Origin of the sequence: Streptomyces corchorusii, assembly GCF_001514055.1 — a bacterium.
GTDB lineage: Bacteria > Actinomycetota > Actinomycetes > Streptomycetales > Streptomycetaceae > Streptomyces > Streptomyces olivaceoviridis.
Map to the genome: position 1 here is coordinate 284575 of NZ_KQ948354.1, position 17826 is coordinate 302400.

Annotated in this window: 17 protein-coding genes and 1 riboswitch; of the genes, 6 read left to right on the top strand and 11 right to left on the bottom strand. The window is 73.0% G+C overall.

The window, feature by feature from the left end:
• The first annotated feature begins 33 nt into the window (after positions 1-33).
• The gene (dprE2, locus tag AQJ11_RS11305; protein ID WP_041665984.1) at positions 34-789 is read left to right on the top strand and encodes a decaprenylphospho-beta-D-erythro-pentofuranosid-2-ulose 2-reductase; all 756 of its coding nucleotides are present in this window, start codon (positions 34-36) and stop codon (positions 787-789) included.
• On the opposite strand, the gene AQJ11_RS11310 is transcribed toward dprE2, so the two are convergent.
• The 3 genes from AQJ11_RS11310 to AQJ11_RS11320 all read right to left on the bottom strand — a co-directional run bounded on the left by AQJ11_RS11310 (position 786) and on the right by AQJ11_RS11320 (position 4084).
• Complete coding sequence (locus tag AQJ11_RS11310; protein ID WP_059263093.1) at positions 786-1370, bottom strand: 2'-5' RNA ligase family protein; 585 nt, start codon at positions 1368-1370, stop codon at positions 786-788. The two genes, dprE2 and AQJ11_RS11310, sit on opposite strands and share 4 nt — an antisense overlap.
• Positions 1371-1519: 149 nt before the next feature.
• Positions 1520-2530 (bottom strand): tryptophan--tRNA ligase, encoded by a 1011-nt coding sequence (gene trpS, locus AQJ11_RS11315; RefSeq protein ID WP_051009718.1) that lies wholly within the window; start codon positions 2528-2530, stop codon positions 1520-1522.
• Between the two features lie 99 nt (positions 2531-2629).
• Positions 2630-4084: a glycine hydroxymethyltransferase gene (locus AQJ11_RS11320; protein WP_014674527.1), complete on the bottom strand. Its 1455-nt coding sequence runs from the start codon at positions 4082-4084 to the stop codon at positions 2630-2632.
• Between the two features lie 34 nt (positions 4085-4118).
• Positions 4119-4207, bottom strand: a riboswitch (ZMP/ZTP riboswitch).
• Positions 4208-4310: 103 nt separating this feature from the next.
• Between AQJ11_RS11320 and rocD the strand changes: the two genes are divergently transcribed.
• On the top strand, positions 4311-5519 hold the full coding sequence (rocD, locus tag AQJ11_RS11325; protein ID WP_014674526.1) for an ornithine--oxo-acid transaminase: 1209 nt from the start codon (positions 4311-4313) through the stop codon (positions 5517-5519).
• A 16-nt stretch (positions 5520-5535) separates the two neighbouring features.
• On the opposite strand, the gene AQJ11_RS11330 is transcribed toward rocD, so the two are convergent.
• Positions 5536-5997 carry a nuclear transport factor 2 family protein gene (locus AQJ11_RS11330; protein ID WP_059263094.1) on the bottom strand — a complete coding sequence of 154 codons (462 nt, stop codon included), beginning with the start codon at positions 5995-5997 and terminating at the stop codon, positions 5536-5538.
• Positions 5998-6127: 130 nt separating this feature from the next.
• Between AQJ11_RS11330 and AQJ11_RS11335 the strand changes: the two genes are divergently transcribed.
• Positions 6128-6709 carry a TetR/AcrR family transcriptional regulator gene (locus AQJ11_RS11335; protein ID WP_059262940.1) on the top strand — a complete coding sequence of 194 codons (582 nt, stop codon included), beginning with the start codon at positions 6128-6130 and terminating at the stop codon, positions 6707-6709.
• Between the two features lie 44 nt (positions 6710-6753).
• On the opposite strand, the gene AQJ11_RS11340 is transcribed toward AQJ11_RS11335, so the two are convergent.
• A complete protein-coding gene (locus tag AQJ11_RS11340) occupies positions 6754-7938 on the bottom strand; it encodes a glutathionylspermidine synthase family protein (RefSeq protein WP_059262941.1) in 1185 nt (394 codons plus the stop codon).
• A 13-nt stretch (positions 7939-7951) separates the two neighbouring features.
• The gene (locus tag AQJ11_RS11345; protein ID WP_014674522.1) at positions 7952-8374 is read right to left on the bottom strand and encodes a hypothetical protein; all 423 of its coding nucleotides are present in this window, start codon (positions 8372-8374) and stop codon (positions 7952-7954) included.
• A gap of 161 nt (positions 8375-8535) precedes the next feature.
• Between AQJ11_RS11345 and AQJ11_RS11350 the strand changes: the two genes are divergently transcribed.
• The gene (locus AQJ11_RS11350; RefSeq protein WP_059262942.1) at positions 8536-9357 is read left to right on the top strand and encodes a hypothetical protein; all 822 of its coding nucleotides are present in this window, start codon (positions 8536-8538) and stop codon (positions 9355-9357) included.
• A gap of 85 nt (positions 9358-9442) precedes the next feature.
• Here AQJ11_RS11350 and pdxR read toward each other — a convergent pair whose 3' ends face one another.
• Complete coding sequence (gene pdxR / locus AQJ11_RS11355; RefSeq protein ID WP_059262943.1) at positions 9443-10873, bottom strand: MocR-like pyridoxine biosynthesis transcription factor PdxR; 1431 nt, start codon at positions 10871-10873, stop codon at positions 9443-9445.
• Positions 10874-10919: 46 nt separating this feature from the next.
• Here pdxR and AQJ11_RS11360 point away from each other — a divergent pair, with 46 nt between their 5' ends.
• On the top strand, positions 10920-11420 hold the full coding sequence (locus AQJ11_RS11360) for a carboxymuconolactone decarboxylase family protein (RefSeq protein ID WP_059262944.1): 501 nt from the start codon (positions 10920-10922) through the stop codon (positions 11418-11420).
• The gene (locus tag AQJ11_RS11365; protein ID WP_261340436.1) at positions 11417-12157 is read left to right on the top strand and encodes an isocitrate lyase/PEP mutase family protein; all 741 of its coding nucleotides are present in this window, start codon (positions 11417-11419) and stop codon (positions 12155-12157) included. Before AQJ11_RS11360 ends, AQJ11_RS11365 begins: the two co-directional genes overlap by 4 nt.
• A gap of 6 nt (positions 12158-12163) precedes the next feature.
• On the opposite strand, the gene AQJ11_RS11370 is transcribed toward AQJ11_RS11365, so the two are convergent.
• Genes AQJ11_RS11370 through AQJ11_RS11385 form a run of 4 tightly spaced genes read right to left on the bottom strand, consistent with a single transcriptional unit; the run spans position 12164 to position 17790 of the window.
• On the bottom strand, positions 12164-13117 hold the full coding sequence (locus AQJ11_RS11370; RefSeq protein WP_058081643.1) for an ABC transporter substrate-binding protein: 954 nt from the start codon (positions 13115-13117) through the stop codon (positions 12164-12166).
• A 1-nt stretch (position 13118) separates the two neighbouring features.
• Positions 13119-15053, bottom strand: a complete 1935-nt coding sequence (locus AQJ11_RS11375; protein ID WP_208616480.1) for an ABC transporter permease — start codon at positions 15051-15053, stop codon at positions 13119-13121.
• On the bottom strand, positions 15053-16264 hold the full coding sequence (locus AQJ11_RS11380; RefSeq protein WP_059262945.1) for a quaternary amine ABC transporter ATP-binding protein: 1212 nt from the start codon (positions 16262-16264) through the stop codon (positions 15053-15055). Before AQJ11_RS11380 ends, AQJ11_RS11375 begins: the two co-directional genes overlap by 1 nt.
• Entirely contained in the window at positions 16261-17790 is a 1530-nt protein-coding gene (locus tag AQJ11_RS11385) for a GMC family oxidoreductase (RefSeq protein WP_058081641.1), read from the bottom strand. Before AQJ11_RS11385 ends, AQJ11_RS11380 begins: the two co-directional genes overlap by 4 nt.
• Between the last annotated feature and the right edge of the window lie 36 nt (positions 17791-17826).

The window sequence follows — 17826 nt, forward strand, 5'->3', positions numbered from 1 at the left end:
AACGGTCATATGCGGGCGATACGGTCGGCTGTCATGAAGGACGCCACCGCTCTTCCCCAGTCCCTGCTCGTCCTCGGCGGCACGTCCGAGATCGCGCTGGCCACCGCGCGCCGGCTGATCGCCCGCCGCACCCGCACGGTGTGGCTGGCGGGCCGCCCCTCCCCGGCGCTTCAGAACGCCGCCGGGAGCCTGCGCGCGCTCGGCGCGGACGTGCACACCGTCGCCTTCGACGCGCTCGATCCCGAGTCCCACGAGGCCGTCCTCGGCAAGGTGTTCGCCGACGGGCCCGTCGACATGGTGCTGCTCGCCTTCGGCATCCTCGGCGACCAGGCACACGACGAGCGCGACCCGGTGCGGGCGGTGCGGGTCGCCCAGACCAACTACACCGGGGCCGTCTCGGCCGGCCTGGTCGCCGGGCGTGCCTTGCAGAGCCAGGGCCACGGCTCCCTCGTCGTGCTCTCCTCCACCGCCGCCGAACGCGCCCGCCGCGCCGACTTCATCTACGGCTCCAGCAAGGCCGGTCTCGACGTCTTCGCCCAGGGCCTCGGCGACGCCCTGCACGGCACCGGCGTCCACGTCATGGTCGTACGTCCCGGGACCGTGCGGACGGGACATCCGGCCGCCGGGAGGCGGACACCGCTCGCCAGCACTCCGGAGGCGGTCGCCACGGCCATCGAACTGGGTCTGCGCCGCCGCTCGGAGACGGTGTGGGTACCGGGTGCGCTCCGCCCGCTGATGACAGCCCTGCGGCACGCGCCCCGCGCGGTGTACCGCTGGTTGACGGCCTAACGGCTGGCGATCGTGCCCCGTTCCACTTCCGCGTGGCCCGGCTGGGGCGGCACCACGGGCCCCCCGAAGGCGTACTCGCGCAGCTTGCGCCAGACGCCGTCGGCGCCCTGCTCGTACAGCGCGAAGCCGGTGCACGGCCACTCGGCCTCGAACCGGGCCAGTTCCTCGAAGGCGCGGTCCATGGCCGCGTCGTCGATGCCGTGCGCGACGGTGACGTGCGGGTGGTACGGGAACTGCAACTCGCGCGCCACCGGCCCGGAGGCGTCCCGGATGCGCTGCTGGAGCCAGGCGCACGCGTCGGCGCCCTCGACGACCCGCACGTAGACCACCGGCGACAGGGGCCGGAAGGTGCCGGTGCCGGACAGCCGCATCGGGAACGGCCGGCCCGCGGTGGCGACCTCGGAGAGGTGTGCGTCGATCGCCGGCAGGTCGGCCTCGTCCACCTCGGTCGGCGGCAGCAGCGTGACGTGCGTGGGGATCCCGTGAGCCGCGGCGTCGCCGAAGCCCGCGCGCCGCTCCTGGAGCAGGCTGCCGTGAGGCTCCGGGACCGCGATCGACACGCCGATCGTTACGGTCCCCACGTCGTCTCCTGTCGTCGCGTCTGTCGTCTTCTCGGCCGTCTCGTCCCGGCCGTCGGCTATCGACTGTACGGCCACGGATGTCCTTCGGGCAGGCGCGGCGGAAGTGATGTGCAGCGCTCTGCCCGCGCGGACCCGTGCGGTCGTACGCCTCAGTGCTTGGCCGGGAGGAAGCCCACGCGGTCGTACGCCTGCGCGAGGGTCTCGGCGGCGACGGCGCGGGCCTTCTCGGCGCCCTTGGCGAGGACCGCGTCCAGCGTCTCGGAGTCGTCCAGGTACTGCCGGGTGCGCTCGCGGAACGGCGTGACGAACTCGACCATGACGTCGGCGAGGTCCGTCTTGAGCGCGCCGTACATCTTGCCCTCGTACTCCTGCTCCAGCTCCGCGACGGTCTTGCCGGTGAGCGTGGAGTAGATGGTGAGGAGGTTGGAGACGCCCGGCTTGGTCTCGACGTCGTAGCGGATCACCGTGTCCGTGTCGGTGACGGCGCTCTTGACCTTCTTGGCCGTGGTCTTCGGCTCGTCGAGGAGGTTGATGAGGCCCTTCGGCGTGGACGCCGACTTGCTCATCTTGACCGACGGGTCCTGGAGGTCGTAGATCTTCGCCGTCTCCTTGAGGATGTACGGCTTCGGGATCGTGAAGGTGTCGCCGAAGCGGCCGTTGAAGCGCTCGGCGAGGTCGCGGGTCAGCTCGATGTGCTGGCGCTGGTCCTCGCCCACGGGCACCTCGCCCGCCTGGTACAGCAGGATGTCCGCGACCTGGAGGATCGGGTACGTGAAGAGGCCGACGGAGGCGCGGTCGGCGCCCTGCTTGGCGGACTTGTCCTTGAACTGGGTCATGCGGCTGGCCTCGCCGAAGCCGGTGAGGCAGTTCATGATCCAGGCGAGCTGGGCGTGCTCGGGGACGTGGCTCTGCACGAAGAGGGTGCAGCGGTCGGGGTCCAGTCCGGCGGCCAGCAGCTGGGCGGCGGCGAGCCGGGTGTTGGCGCGCAGCTCCTTCGGGTCCTGCGGGACCGTGATCGCGTGCAGGTCGACGACCATGTAGAACGCGTCGTGGGACTCCTGGAGGGCCACCCACTGGCGGACGGCGCCGAGGTAGTTGCCGAGGTGGAACGAGCCAGCCGTGGGCTGGATGCCGGAGAGCACGCGAGGTCGGTCAGCCATGCTTTTTATTGTCGCAGAGAGTTTGACGGGTTCGGTGCGTGGGGAACTGCGGGCCGCCTGTGGTGGCCCGCAGTCCCCCGTGCCTGTGCCGGGGGCGTTTCAGCCGAGGTCGACTTCCGGGTAGAGCGGGAAGCCCGCCACCAGGTCCGTGGCCCGCTGGGAGATCTCCTGGGAGACCTTCTCGTCCAGGACGTGGGCCGCCTTGGAGGGGGCGCCGGACTTGGTGGTGCCCGGCTCGGTGGTGCCGAGGACGCGGTCGATCAGGCCCGCCACCTCGTCCATCTCCGCCGTGCCGAGGCCGCGGGTGGTGAGCGCCGGGGTGCCGATGCGGATGCCGGAGGTGTACCAGGCGCCGTTCGGGTCGGCCGGGATGGCGTTGCGGTTGGTGACGATGCCGGAATCGAGCAGCGCGGCCTCGGCCTGGCGGCCGGTGAGGCCGTAGGAGGTGGCGACGTCGATCAGGCAGAGGTGGTTGTCGGTGCCGCCGGTGACGAGGGTGGCGCCGCGGCGCATCAGGCCCTCGGCCAGGGCGCGGGAGTTGTCCACGATGCGCTGGGCGTAGTCCTGGAAGGCGGGCTGCCGGGCCTCGGCCAGGGCCACGGCCTTGGCGGCCATGACGTGCGGGAGCGGGCCGCCGAGGACCATCGGGCAGCCGCGGTCCACCTGGTCCTTGAGGGAGTCGTCGCACAGGACCATGCCGCCGCGCGGGCCGCGCAGCGACTTGTGGGTGGTCGTGGTGACGATCTGGGCGTGCGGGACCGGGTCGAAGTCGCCGGTGAGGACCTTGCCCGCGACCAGGCCGGCGAAGTGCGCCATGTCGACCATGAGGGTGGCGCCGACCTCGTCGGCGATCTCGCGCATGATCCGGAAGTTCACCAGCCGGGGGTACGCGGAGTAGCCGGCGACGATGATCAGCGGCTTGAACTCGCGGGCCTGGGCGCGCAGGGCCTCGTAGTCGATGAGGCCGGTGGCCGGGTCGGTGCCGTAGGAGCGCTGGTCGAACATCTTGCCGGAGATGTTCGGGCGGAAGCCGTGGGTGAGGTGGCCGCCGGCGTCCAGGGACATGCCGAGCATGCGCTGGTTGCCGAAGGCCTGGCGGAGCTCGGCCCAGTCGGCCTCGGTCAGGTCGTTGACCTGGCGGGCGCCGGCCTTCTCCAGGAAGGGCGCCTCGACGCGGTCGGCGAGGACGGCCCAGAAGGCGACCAGGTTGGCGTCGATGCCGGAGTGCGGCTGGACGTAGGCGTGGCGGGCGCCGAAGAGTTCGCGGGCGTGCTCTGCAGCGAGGGCCTCGACGGTGTCGACGTTGCGGCAGCCGGCGTAGAAGCGGCGGCCGACGGTGCCCTCGGCATACTTGTCGCTGAACCAGTTGCCCATCGCGAGCAGGGTCGCCGGGGAGGCGTAGTTCTCCGAGGCGATCAGCTTGAGCATCTCGCGCTGGTCGGCGACCTCCTGGCCGATGGCGTCGGCGACGCGCGGCTCGACGGCGCGGATCACGTCGAGGGCGGCACGGAAGGCGGTCGACTCGGTGGAGAGGGAGGCGGAATTCTCGGGCATCGGGGGACCTCCGGACGGTGTGCGTACAGCGTTCACGTTCGGCCCAGGCGCACGGCACTCTTCCCGCTCGGGCCGCTCCCTGATGGTCCGTCCCATCCCAGCGCGCCAGTCACGGCCCGCTCGTCAGCCTACCGGGCGCGCCGCGCGGGGCAGGTCCCGCGTCCACCATGCGAGCGAGGATAAGAAGGAGGTCACCGTCGAGTCAGAGTCGTCTCCGGGAGAGGCCGTGACCGCTGCGCAAGACCTCATCGCCGCCGCCGACGCGCACTGCGCGCCCACCTACGACCCGCTGCCGGTGGTGATCGCCACGGGTGAGGGGGCGTGGCTGACCGACGTGGCGGGGCGGCGCTACCTGGATCTGCTGGCCGGTTACTCGGCGCTGAACTTCGGGCACGGCAACCGGCGGCTGGCCGAGGCGGCCCGGCGGCAGCTCGACCGGGTGACGCTGACCTCCCGCGCCTTCCACCACGACCGGTTCGCCGCGTTCTGCACGGAGCTCGCCGAGCTGTGCGGGATGGAGATGGTGCTGCCCATGAACACGGGCGCGGAGGCGGTGGAGAGCGCGGTGAAGACGGCCCGGAAGTGGGGGTACCGGGTGAAGGGGGTGCCCGGGGAGATGGCGAAGGTCGTCGTGGCGGGCGGCAACTTCCACGGCCGTACGACGACTCTCATCAGCTTCTCCACCGATCCGGAGGCGCGTGCGGACTTCGGGCCGTACACCCCGGGCTTCGAGATCGTGCCGTACGGGGACCTGACGGCGATGCGGTCGGCGCTGACGGAGAACACGGTGGCGGTGCTGCTGGAGCCGATCCAGGGCGAGTCGGGGGTGATCGTGCCGCCCGCCGGTTATCTGGCCGGGGTGCGCGAGCTGACCCGCGAGCGGAACGTCCTCTTCGTCGCCGACGAGATCCAGTCGGGCCTGGGGCGCACCGGGCGGACCTTCGCGTGCGAGCACGAGGGGGTGGTCCCGGACGTGTACGTGCTGGGCAAGGCGCTGGGCGGCGGGATCCTGCCGGTGTCGGCCGTGGTGTCGAGCGCGGCGGTGCTCGGGGTGTACCGGCCGGGCGAGCACGGGTCGACGTTCGGCGGGAACCCGCTGGCCTGCGCGGTGGCGCTGGAGGTGATCGCGATGTTGCGGACCGGTGAGTACCAGGAGCGGGCGGCGCGGCTGGGCGAGCGGCTGCACGGACGGCTGGGCGGGCTGCTGGGCACGGGCCGGGTGACGGCGGTACGGGGCCGGGGGCTGTGGGCCGGGGTGGACGTCTCCCCGGCGGTGGGCACCGGGCGGGAGGTCTCCGAGCGGCTGCTGGCCCGTGGGGTCCTGGCCAAGGACACCCACGGGTCGACCGTCCGGATCGCGCCGCCGCTGGTGATCGGGGAGGACGACCTGGACTGGGGGGTGGAGCAGCTCCGGGCGGTGCTGACCGGGGCGTGATGGGGGCGGGGCCCGGTCAGTGGAGGGGGAAGTCGGCGCCGTGCTCGTCGGCGGGCCGGGGCCCGAAGATGCGCCGGTCGGACTCCTCGATGGCCACGTCGTTGATGCTGGCCTCGCGGCGGAGCATCAGGCCGTGCTCGTCGAACTCCCACAGCTCGTTGCCGTAGGAGCGCCACCACTGGCCGTCGGCGTCGTGGCACTCGTACTGGAAGCGGACGGCGATGCGGTTCTCGTGGAAGCTCCACAGGCCCTTGCGCAGCGCGTAGTCCCGCTCGCGCTCCCACTTCTCGGTCAGGAAGGCGACGATCTCCTCGCGGCCGGTGACGAACTGGTCCCGGTTCCGCCAGACGGAGTCCGGGGTGTAGGCGAGGGCCACCCGGTGGGGGTCGCGGGTGTTCCAGGCGTCCTCAGCCGCCTGCACCTTCCGGCGGGCGGTCTCCAGGGTGAACGGCGGGTAGGGCGGGCGGTCTTCGGGCACGGCGGCCTCCTCGGGTCGGGGCGAGGCGGGGAACGGCGTCGGGACCACGTCGGGACGGAGTCGAGAACGAGCGTTCTCCATCGATGGCGCTACGATAGAGAACGCTCGTTCTCAACGTCAAGGAGCCCCGATGCCCGCCGCCGCCACCGAGGAACAGAACCGCCTGGACCGCGCAGCGCTCCTGGACGCGGCGGAGGCGCTCTTCTACGCGCACGGCATCCAGGCCGTCGGCATGGACCGGGTCCGCGAGGCCTCCGGTCTGCCCCTGAAGCGCATCTACCGGCTCTTCGCGACCAAGGAGGACCTGGTCGTCGCCATGCTCAGGCACCGCGACCGGCGCTGGCGCGCGAACCTCGCCGCCCACGTGGAGAGCGTCCAGGACCCCCGCGCACGGGTGCTCGCGGTCTTCGACTGGCTCGCCGCGTGGTTCGCCGAACCCGGCTTCCGCGGCTGCGCCTGGATCAACGCCCACGGCGAGCTCGGCTCGTCGTCGGAGCCGGTGCTGGCGGAGGTCCGCGCCCACAAGCGCGCCTTCCACGACCAGCTGGCGACCTGGGTCCGCGCCACCGGCGCACCGGTGGCCGAACCGGTCTTCCTGCTCGCCGAGGGAGCCATCGTCACCGCGGCCATCACCGGCGACCCGGCCCCGGCGGGGCACGCACGGGCGGCGGTGGAGGCGCTGCTCGGGGGCGCCGCGGTGACGGCCGGCTGAGGTCTTTCGTTTGGATCAGCCCGGCATGATCCAAACGAGAGGCCCTAGAGGATCACGTGGGGCAGGAAGCGGGCGTACTCGTCGGTGATCAGGCCGGTGGACTCGCGGAGGCCGAGGCCCGCGGGTTCGTCCTGGACCACCCAGGCGCCCAGGACCACGTGGTTGCCGTCGAAGGCGGGCAGGGGCGCCAACTGCTGGTAGCAGCAGGGCTCGTCGCGCGGGACGCCCGGCGATCCCGGCTCGTGGATCGTGACGCCCTCGCCCTCGCGGCCGAGGAGGGGCTTGGCCACGTAGCCGGCCGTGCCGGTCAGCTCGCGGGGGCCGTCCAGGTAGGCGGGCAGGAGGTTCGGGTGGCCGGGGTACAGCTCCCACAGGATCGCCAGGAGGGCCTTGTTGCTCAGGAGCATCTTCCAGGCCGGTTCGATCCACAGGGTGCTGCCGGTGCCGCCGCCGTTGTCCAGGGTGTCCAGGACGTGTCCGCCGAAGGCGTCGGTGGTGAGCCACTCCCAGGGGTAGAGCTTGAAGATGCCGCGGATGAAGCGGAGCCGGTTGTCGACGAAGCGGCCGGAGAGGGCGTCCCAGCCGATCTCCTCCATGGCCAGCCAGTCGGTGGTGAGGCCGGCCTGCTCGGCGGTCTCCTTCAGGTAGGCGACCGTCATCAGGTCCTCGCCGAGTTCGTCGGCCGAGGAGTGCGCGAAGTGCAGCGGGCCGCCCGGGGGCAGCAGCGCCGACTGGGCGCGCCAGGCTTCGACCAGGCGTTCGTGCAGGGAGTTCCACTGGTCCGCGCCGGGGAAACGGTCCTCCATCCAGAACCACTGCGGGGAGGCGGCCTCCACCAGCGAGGTCGGGGTGTCGGCGTTGTACTCCAGCAGCTTCGCCGGTCCCGTGCCGTCGTAGCGCAGGTCGAAACGGCCGTAGACGGAGGGCAGTTCGGCGCGGCGGTGCCAGGCCTCGGTGACCGCGGCGGCCACCCGCGGGTCCGTGATGCCGAGGTCCGCGAGGCGGTTCTCGGACACGATGTGCCCGGCGGCGGCCAGGCACATGCGGTGGAGTTCCTCGACGGTCTCCTCCAGCGCCTCCACCTCCTCCAGGGTGAAGACGTAGTAGGCGCTCTCGTCCCAGTAGGGGCGCAGCGAGCCGTCGGGGTGGCGGGTGAGCGGGTAGACCAGGCCCTGCGCCTCCACGGTCTGCTGCCAGCCGGGGCGGGGGGTGGTGGTACGGCGTTCCATGTGCCTGTTCCGGTCAGCCGCCGGAGCTGCCCTTGCCGCCGCCGAAGCCGCCGCGGTGGACTCCGCCGCTTCCGCTGTGGTGGTCGTCGTCATCGTCGGACGAACCGCTGCCCGAGCCCTTGCCGGGCTTGGTGAAGGAGCCGCCGTCGACCCAGCCGTTCTTCTCGTCGCCCTCGTAGTACCAGGCGGCGTCGGCCTTCTTCTTGACGGTCGTCTTCCTGCCCGGCGTCTTCTTGCCCGTCGTCTTCCCGGACGCGCCGGTGGTCTTGCAGTTCTTGTCCGAGACGACCTTGTACCCCTTGGCGAGGTCGTAGCTGTCCCGGTCGACGCAGCGCTTGTCCGGTTCGGACGAGCAGGCGGTGAGCGCGGCGGCCAGCAGGCCCACGCCGCCGAGGACGACCGTGCCGGAGCGCAGTGGTCGGCGTGTGCGGTCCATGGTGGTGTCTCCCCCGTCGGATTCGGATGTCGTGACCGGCTGGATCCAGTCGCCCGGATCCAGCCGCCGTGTTCGGCGGCCAGCCTAGAGATCGGTGTGAGTATTCCCCCCGGCGGGTCCTTCATCTACCGCTCGCCTAGAGTCACTTCGTGCTGTTTGGAATGGTGTGCGCCCTTGGCGCGGCGGTCTGCTTCGGTACGGCGACGGTGTTGCAGGCGGTGGCCGCGCGAACGGCGGGCGCCGAGGGGGGTGGCGGCGGGGACGCGGCGCTGCTGCTGCGGGCGCTGCGGCAGTGGCGGTATCTCGCCGGTCTCGCGCTGGACGGGCTGGGCTTCCTGCTCCAGATCGCGGCCCTGCGCTCGGTGCCGATCTACGCGGTGGGCGCGGCGCTGGCGGCGAGCCTCGCGGTCACGGCGGTGGTGGCGGCGCGGCTGCTGCGGGTCCGGCTGAGCGGGGTGGAGTGGGCCGCCGTGGGGGTGGTGTGCGCGGGGCTCGCCCTGCTGGGGCTGGCCTCGGGCACCGAGGGCGACCGGGGCGGGCCGCACTGGCTGCGGTACGCGATGGTCGCCGCGGCGGTGGGCGTGCTGCTGCTCGGCGGGGTCGGCGGGCGCCTGTCCGGCCGGACCCGGGCGCTGCTGCTGGGGCTCGGCGCCGGGTTCGGGTTCGGGGTGGTGGAGGTCGCGGTACGGCTGATCGACTCGCTGCGGGTGGGGGATCTGCTGGGCAACCCGGCCGCCTACGCGCTGCTGCTCGGTGGCGGTGCCGCGTTCCTGCTGCTCACCTCGGCCCTCCAGCGGGGATCGGTGACGACCGCGACGGCCGGGATGGTGCTCGGCGAGACGATCGGGCCGGCCGCGGTGGGGGTGGTCTGGCTCGGGGACCGGACGCGCGAGGGGCTGGGGTGGCTCGCGGCGCTGGGGTTCGCGGTGGCCGTGGCGGGGGCGTTGGCGCTGGCGCGGTTCGGGGAGGCGCCGGTGGAGTAGGTCCGTCGCGGGCCCGTCCCGCGCGTGCGGGTCGTGTGCGGCTGGTCGCGCGGTTCCCGGCGCCCCCGCTACCGCCCCACCTTCCTCACGGCAGCACCCGGCACAGCGCCTCCAGCGCCCCCGTCCACGCGCTGTCCGGTGGGGTGCCGTAGCCGACGACCAGGGCGTCCACCGGGTCGGTGACGGCCTGGGGGTGGCGGTGGTAGGAGAGGCCGTGCAGGGCCAGGCCCTGCCATGCCGCCGCCTGGACCACCGACTCCTCCGTACCGGGCGGGAGCCGCAGGACCGCGTGCAGGCCGGCCGCGATCCCCGTGACCTCCACCTCCGGTGCCCGCTCGGCGACGGCGGTGGCGAGGGCGTCGCGGCGGCGCCGGTAGCGCAGGCGGGAGGAGCGGACGTGGCGGTCGTACGCGCCGGAGGTGAGGAACTCCGCGAGGGTGAGCTGATCCAGCACGCCGACGGTGTCGGCGTGGCCCTTGGCCGAGGCCGCCTCCGCCGCGAGGGCCGGCGGGAGCACCATCCAGCCCAGCCGCAGTCCGGGCGCGAGCGACTTGCTGGCCGTGCCGAGGTAGACGACCCGGTCGGGGGCGAGGCCCTGCAAGGCGCCGACGGGCTGGCGGTCGTAGCGGAACTCGCCGTCGTAGTCGTCCTCCAGGACCAGCCCGCCGGTGCGCCGGGCCCAGGCGACCACGGCGGCCCGCCGGTCGGGGTGCAGGGCGGTGCCCATGGGGAACTGGTGCGCCGGGGTCAGCAGCACCGCACCGGCGGTCCCCGGCTCGGCGGGGTCGGTGCCCAGTGTGTCGTACGGCAGCGCGGGCGTGGCCAGGCCCGCCCCGCGCAGCAGCGCCCAGTGGACGTCCAGGCCGTACGACTCCACGGCCACCGTCCGCACCCCGCGCGCCCGCAGCACCGTGCCGAGGATCGTCAGGGCGTGCGAGAAACCCGCGGTGATCAGGATCGCGTCGGGGTCGGTGCGCACGCCGCGGGCCCGCGCGAGGTAGCCGGCGAGGGCGGTGCGCAGTTCGGGCCGGCCGCGCGGGTCGCCGTAGCCGAAGGCGTGGAAGGGGGCCGTGGCCAGGGCCCGGCGGGCGGCCTTCAGCCACTCGGTGCGCGGGAAGGCGGCGAGGTCGGGGGTGCCGGGGACGAGGTCGTGGAGCGGGCGGGCGGGGGCGCGGTGCGAGGTCGCCGGGGTGGTGGCGCGGGGTGTTCCGGGGGCGGGGCGGGTGCGGGAGGGCGCGCCGGTGCCGGGCGTGCCCGGTGCCACTCGGGTGCCGGAGCCCTGGCGGGCGGTGAGCCAGCCCTCGGCGACTAGGTCGGCGTAGGCCTCGGCGACGGTGTTGCGGGCGATGCCGAGGTCGGCGGCGAGCGAGCGGGAGGACGGCAGCCGGGTGCCGGGGGCGAGCCGGCCGGAGCGGACCGCGTCGCGCAGGGCGTCGGTCAGGCCCCGGCGCAGACCGCCCGAGCCGCTCGGTTCGAGGTGCAGGTCGACGCCCAGAGTGGCCCACGATTCCGCCATGGAAATGGACCATACTCCTGGGCAGCCTCACTCCTAGAGTCGAGGCATGACCACTGCACAGGAAACCACCGCGTACGCCCCCGAAGAAGCCCCGCGCCTGCCCTGGGCCGAGCACGCCCCCGACGTCTACAAGGCCATGATCCGCCTGGACAGCGTCGCCAGGCGGGGCCTGGACCCCAAGCTGTACGAGCTGGTGAAGATCCGCGCCTCGCAGCTCAACCACTGCGCGTTCTGCCTCGACATGCACACCAAGGACGCCCTCGCCGCCGGTGAGAGCGTCGAGCGGATCGTGCAGCTCAGCGCCTGGCAGGAGTCCCGGCACTTCTACACCGAGAAGGAGCTGGCCGCGATCGAGCTGACCGAGGCGGTCACCGTCCTGACGGAGGGCTTCGTGCCGGACGAGGTGTACGAGCGGGCCGCCAAGCACTTCGAGGAGGCCGAGCTGGCCCAGCTGGTCGCCGCGATCACGGTGATCAACGCCTGGAACCGGTTCGGAGTCGCCTTCCGGATGACCCCGGGCCACTACCAGCCCGGTCAGCACGGGTGAGCCGCAGCCCGGCGCGGGACAGGGCCGAGCGGTTCCGCGCGCTGCACCGGGGGCGCGCCCCGGGGGACCCGCTGGTGCTGCCCGGGCCGTGGGACGCGGCGAGCGCGCGGGTGCTGGAGGCCGCCGGGTTCCCGGCGCTGGCCACACCGAGCGCCGGGATCGCCGCGTCCCTCGGGTACGCGGACGGGACCACTCCGGCCGACGAGATGTTCGCGGCGGTCGCGCGGATCACACGGGCCGTGGACGTGCCGGTGTCGGCGGACGTCGAGGGAGGGTACGGGCTCGGCGCGGCGGAACTGGTCGAGCGGCTGCTGGAGGCGGGGGCCGTCGGCTGCAACCTGGAGGACTCCGAGCAGGGCGTCCTCAAGGACCCGCACGAGCACGCCGGGTTCCTCGCCGAGGTCCGCGAAGCGGCGGCCGGCCGGCTGTTCGTGAACGCCCGCGTGGACACCTTCGTCCACGGCGACGGCGATCCCGGACAGGCCGTCGAGCGGGCCGCCTCGTACGTCGCGGCGGGCGCGGACTGCGTGTACCCGATCCTCGCCCCCGTGGAGGTCCTGCCCCTGTTGCGGGCCGGGATCAAGGGCCCGCTGAACGTTCTGGCCGGGCTGGACGGGGACGGCCCCGGGCCCGCCGTGCTCGGCGGACTCGGGGCCACCCGGATCACCTTCGGGCCGGGCCTCCAGCGGCGGGCCGAGGCCGGGCTGCGGGAGATCGTCGGCGGTCTGCCGGCGTGACGGCGGTCAGGACAGCCACTTCTTCCACACGGCGGGGTGGCTGTCCACCCACTTCTCCGCCGCCTCCTGCGGGTCCAGCTTCTGTTCGGCGATCATCAGGGAGACCTCGTTCTGGTCCCGCGTCGTCCACCGGAACTTCTTCAGGAAGGCCGCGGCCTTCCCGCCGGACCGCGCGAAGTCGGCGTTGAGGTACTTCTGGAGCGGGGTGTGCGGATAGGAGCAGGCCACCTTGGCCGCGTCCGCGTCGCAGCCCTCCTTGTACGGCGGCAGCTTCACCTCCGTCATCGGCACCTTCTCGAACAGCCACTGGGGCGAGTACCAGTAGGTCAGGAAGGGCTTCTTCTCCTTGGCGAACTGCTTCATCTGGGTGATCTGGGCCGCCTCGGAACCGGCGAAGACCACCTGGAAGTCCAGCTTCAGGTTCTTCACCAGCGCCTTGTCGTTGGTGACGTAGGACGGGGAGCCGTCCATCAGCTGGCCCTTGCCGCCGCTCTCCGCGGTGCGGAAGAGCGAGGCGTACTTGTTCAGGTTGCGCCAGTCGGTGATGTCCGGGTGCTCCTTGGCGAGGTACGTCGGCACGAACCAGCCGATGTGCCCGGTCACCCCGAGGTCGCCGCCGCGCGCGATCGTCTTCTTGTCCTGGACGTACCGCTTCTCCTGGTCCGGGTGGCCCCAGTCCTCCAGGAGGGCGTCGACCCGGCCCTGGCTGAGCGCGTCCCAGGCGGGCACCTCGTCGACCTGGACGGTGTCCACGCGGTAGCCGAGCTTGTGCTGGAGGATGTACTGGGCGACGGCCACGTTGGACTGCGCGCCCACCCAGGACTGCACGGACAGGGTGACCGACTTCGCGCCCCCGGCGTTCGCGAAGGGCGAGGCCTGCTTGGTCATGTCGGCGGCGCCGCAGCCGGTCGCGGTCAGCAGCACCAGTGAGCCCACCAGGGCGGTCGTACGACGTCGCATGTCAGGCTCCCTTCTTCGCGCGCCGCTCGGTCGGCTGGGTCACCCGGTCCAGCATCAGGCCCAGGCAGACGATGGCGCCGCCGGCGACCAGACCGGTCGCCAGGTCGCCCTGGGCGAGGCCGAACGCGACGTCGTAGCCGAGGGCGCCGCCGCCGACCAGGCCGCCGATGATGACGACGGCGAGGACCAGTACCACGCCCTGGTTGACGGCGAGCAGCAGCGCGCGCCGGGCCAGCGGGAGCTGGACCTGCCACAGCTGCTGGCGGCCGGTCGCGCCCAGCGAGCGCGCGGACTCCAGCGCGGCCTGGTCGACCTGGCGCAGGCCCTGCGCGGTGATCCGGACGACGGCCGGCAGCGCGTAGACGACGGCCGCGGCGACGGCGGGCGCGCGGCCCACGCCGAACAGCGCGACGACCGGGATCAGGTACACGAACTGCGGCATGGTCTGGAAGACGTCCAGGACCGGGCGCAGGGCGCGTTCGACGCGGTCGCTGCGGGCGGCGGCGATGCCGGTCGCGAAGCCCAGGACGAGGGTGACGGCGACGGCGGCCAGCACCTGGGAGAGGGTGTCGAGCGACGGCTCCCACACGCCGAGGACACCGATCGCGGCCATGGCGAGGACGGCGGTCAGCGCGGTGCGCCAGGTGCCGATCAGCCAGGCCAGGGCGGCGACGACGAGCAGCACCGCCCACCAGGGCAGCCACTGGAGGCCGTCGCGTACGGGGTCCAGGACCCAGGTGGTGAAGTGGCCCGCCCAGTCGGCGGTGCCGCCGACGACCGGGACGCCGGAGTACAGGTGGGCGGTCATCCAGTCGACGGCCCGGTTGACCGGTTCGGCGATGCCCACGGTCCAGCCGCCGGGCCAGTCCGGCGCGCCGAGGAGGCGGGTGGCGAGGGCGACGGCCGCGGTGACGGCGAGGGCGTACGGCCAGCCGATCGTGCGGGGGCGGGCGGTGCCGTCCCCGGCGGCGGCGGTCACGCGGTCCAGGACCACCGCGAGCAGCACGATGGGGATGCCGGCCGCGAGGGCCGCGCCGACGTCGACGGAGGCGAGGGCCTGGTAGACGCGGTCGCCGAGGCCGCCGGCGCCGATGACGGCGGCGATCACGGCCATGGACAGGGCCATCATGATCGTCTGGTTGAGGCCGAGGAGGAGTTCCTTGCGGGCCAGCGGGATGCGGGCCGTCAGCAGCCGCTGGCGGCGGGTGGCGCCGAGCGACTCCACGGCCTCCAGGACTTCGGGGTCGGCGCCGCGCAGGCCGAGCGCGGTGAGGCGGGCCATCGGCGGGGCGGCGTAGACGACGGTGGCGAGGACGGCCGCGGGGACGCCGATGCCGAAGACCAGGACGACGGGGAGGAGGTAGGCGAAGGCCGGGAGCACCTGCATGGTGTCCAGGACCGGGCGCAGGGCGCGGTCCAGGCGGTCGGAGAGGCCGGCGGCCAGGCCGAGGAGCGCGCCGACGACGACGGAGGCGAGGACCGCCACGACCATCAGCGCGAGGGTCTGCATGGTCGGGACCCACATGTCGAGGGCGCCGCAGGCGAGGAAGGCGACGGCTGTGCCGGCGGCCAGCCGGACACCGGCCACGCGCCAGGCGAGCAGGGCGGCGAAGGCGGTGACGCCTGCCCAGCCGGCGGCGAGGAGGGTGAGGTAGACGGCCCGGACGGCCCAGATGACGGCGTTGCTGACGTAGCCGAAGAAGTACAGGAACAGCGGGTGGCTGTCCCGGTTGTCCATGACCCAGTCGCTGGCGGTGGCGAGGGGTGCGTCGAGGCGGACCGTCAGCGCGTGCGGCCAGGAGCCGTTGCCCCAGCGGCCGAGGAGCGGCAGGAGGACCGCAGTGAGGAGGGCGAGCAGCAGGAGTTTACCCACGGCCCGGCTTCTGAGGACGCGGGGTTTGCCCGTGCCGGAGGTCGGGATGCTGAGCGTTGCCATCAGACGGCCTCCGGGCTGGTGCGGGGGCCGGGTGCGGTCGCTTGCCGGCGCCGGCCGGGTGCCGCCTTCTTCGGGCCGGGCGCCGTCCCGGCGGCACGGCCGCCCGCGGCTGCGGCGGCAGCGTCGTCCCGCGCCGGCGTGGCTGTCGCCGTGTCCACGCCCGCCACCACGCCGAGCAGTCGCTCGTGGTCGACCACGCCGAGGCAGCGGCCCTTGTCCATGACGCGGGCCGGGGTGCCCGCGCGGGCCACCGCCTCGATGGCCTCGGCCACCGTGGCCTCGGGGCGCACCGCGGGGCCCTCGGCCGTTTCCGCGGCGGAGGCCGGGCGCATCGCCCTGCGTGCCGTCATCACCTGTTCGCGCGGCACGTCCCGGACGAACTCGCGGACGTAGTCGTCGGCCGGGCTGCCGACGATCTCCTCGGGGGTGCCCAGCTGGACCACCTGGCCGTCGCGCATCAGGGCGATGCGGTCGCCGAGTTTGAGGGCCTCGGTGAGGTCGTGGGTGATGAAGACCATGGTGCGGCCCTCCTCGCGGTGCAGGCGGGCCACCTCGTCCTGCATGTCGCGCCGGATGAGCGGGTCGAGGGCGCTGAACGGCTCGTCGAAGAGCAGCACCTCGGGGTCCACCGCCAGTGCCCGGGCCAGGCCCACCCGCTGGCGCTGGCCGCCGGAGAGCTGGCCGGGGCGGCGCTTCTCCATGCCTTCGAGGCCGACCTTGGCGATGAACCGGGCGGCGCGCTCGCGGCGTTCGGACTTGCCGACGCCCTGGATCTCCAGGCCGTAGGCGACGTTGTCGAGGACCGTGCGGTGCGGCAGGAGGCCGAAGTGCTGGAAGACCATCGCGGCCCGGTGCCGGCGCAGCTCGCGCAGACGGGCCTTGTCCATCGCGCGGACGTCCTCGCCGTCGATGGCGATCGTGCCCGCCGTCGGCTCGATCAGGCGGGTCAGGCAGCGGACCAGGGTGGACTTGCCGGAGCCGGACAGGCCCATCACGACGAAGACCTCGCCCTTGCGGACGTCGAAGGAGACGTCCCGGACGGCGGCCGTGCAGCCGGTGCGGGAGCGGAGTTCGGCGGGGGTCAGCGTGCCGAGTTCCGGGTCCTCGGGGACGCGCTCGGGCTTGGGGCCGAACACCTTCCACAGTCCGGACACCGAGAAGACGGGCTCGGTCGTGGTGGGCGGCTTGCGGGTGGGGACGGTGAGACTCATCGGTCACCTCCGATCAGGTCGACGGCCTTCTCCCCGACCATGAGCACCCCGATCATCGGGTTCACGGCGGTCATGGTCGGGAAGACGGACGCGTCGGCGATGCGAATGCCGTCGAGGCCCCGGATCTTCAACTCCGGGTCGACCACGGCGAGTTCGTCGTCGGCGGCGCCCATCTTGCAGGTGCCGGCCGGGTGGTAGACGGTGTGCGCGACCTTGCGTGCGTACTCGCTCAGCTCGGCGTCGCCGAGGATCTCGGGGCCGGGGCAGACCTCGCGCTTGAGCCAGCCGGCCAGCGGCTCGGTCCTGGCGATCTCCCGGGCGATGCGGATGCCGTCGACGAGAGTGCGCGCGTCGTAGTCGTCCTCGTCGGTGAAGTAGCGGAAGTCGAGCGCCGGCTTGACGGCAGGGTCGGCGCTGGTCAGGTAGAGGCGGCCACGGCTCTTCGGCTTGGGGATGTTGGGGGTCATCGAGACGCCGTACCGCGGGCGTTCGTAGCCCAGGCGCTCCGGGTTGTCCGTGAACGGGATCTGGTAGAAGTGGAACATCAGGTCCGGGCCCGCGTGTGCGGGGTCGCGGCGGACGAACAGGCCCGCGTCGGAGTCCATCGCGGAGTTCTCCGGGATCGGGCCGTGGGTCTCCCAGACGATGACCGACTCGGGGTGGTCGAGCAGGTTCTCGCCGACGCCCGGCAGGTCGTGCACGACGGGGATGCCGAGCGCCCGGAGGTCCTCGGCGGGGCCGATGCCCGAGTGGAGCAGCAGGCGCGGGGAGTCGACGGCGCCCGCGCACAGGACGACCTCCTCGCGGGCGCGGACCAGCAGTTCCTCGCCGTCCTTGGTGCGCACGTGGACGCCCTCGGCGCGGGTGCCGTCCAGTTCCAGCCGGTACGCCCAGGTCTCCAGGAAGAGGCGGAGGTTGGGCCGCTCGTCCATCACCGGGTGCAGGTACGCCACCGACGCCGAGGAGCGCTTGTTGTCCTCGGGGTGGTAGGCGAGGTCGAAGAAGCCGACGCCCTCGGTGAACGGCTTGCGGTTGAAGCCCTCGACCCGGGGTACCCCGAGCGCCGACCGGGCCGCGTCGACGAAGTCGCGGGCGATGGCGTTCCGGTCCTTCTCGTCGACGGAGACGATGTTGTTCTTGAGGCGGGCGAAGTAGGCCTCCATGGGGACGGCGCCCCAGCCCTTGGCGCCGGCCTCCTCCCACTCGTCCCAGTCGGAGGGCAGGGGCTTGAACGAGATGAGGGTGTTGTGCGAGGAGCAGCCGCCGAGGACGCGGGCGCGGCTGTGCCGGATGTGGGAGTTGCCGCGGGGCTGCTCCACCGTCGGGTAGTCGTAGTCGAGTTCGCCGCCGAGCAGGCCCATCCAGCGGCGCAGGGTGAGGACGTCGTCGCGGCCGACGTCGCTCGGGCCGCCCTCGATGACGGCGACGGTGACGTCGGGGTTCTCGGTGAGGCGGGAGGCGATGACGGAGCCCGCCGTGCCGCCGCCGATGACGACGTAGTCGTAGACGTGCGTGGTGTGGGACATGGGGGTGCTGCTCCAGGTGGGGACGGACGGCTTACG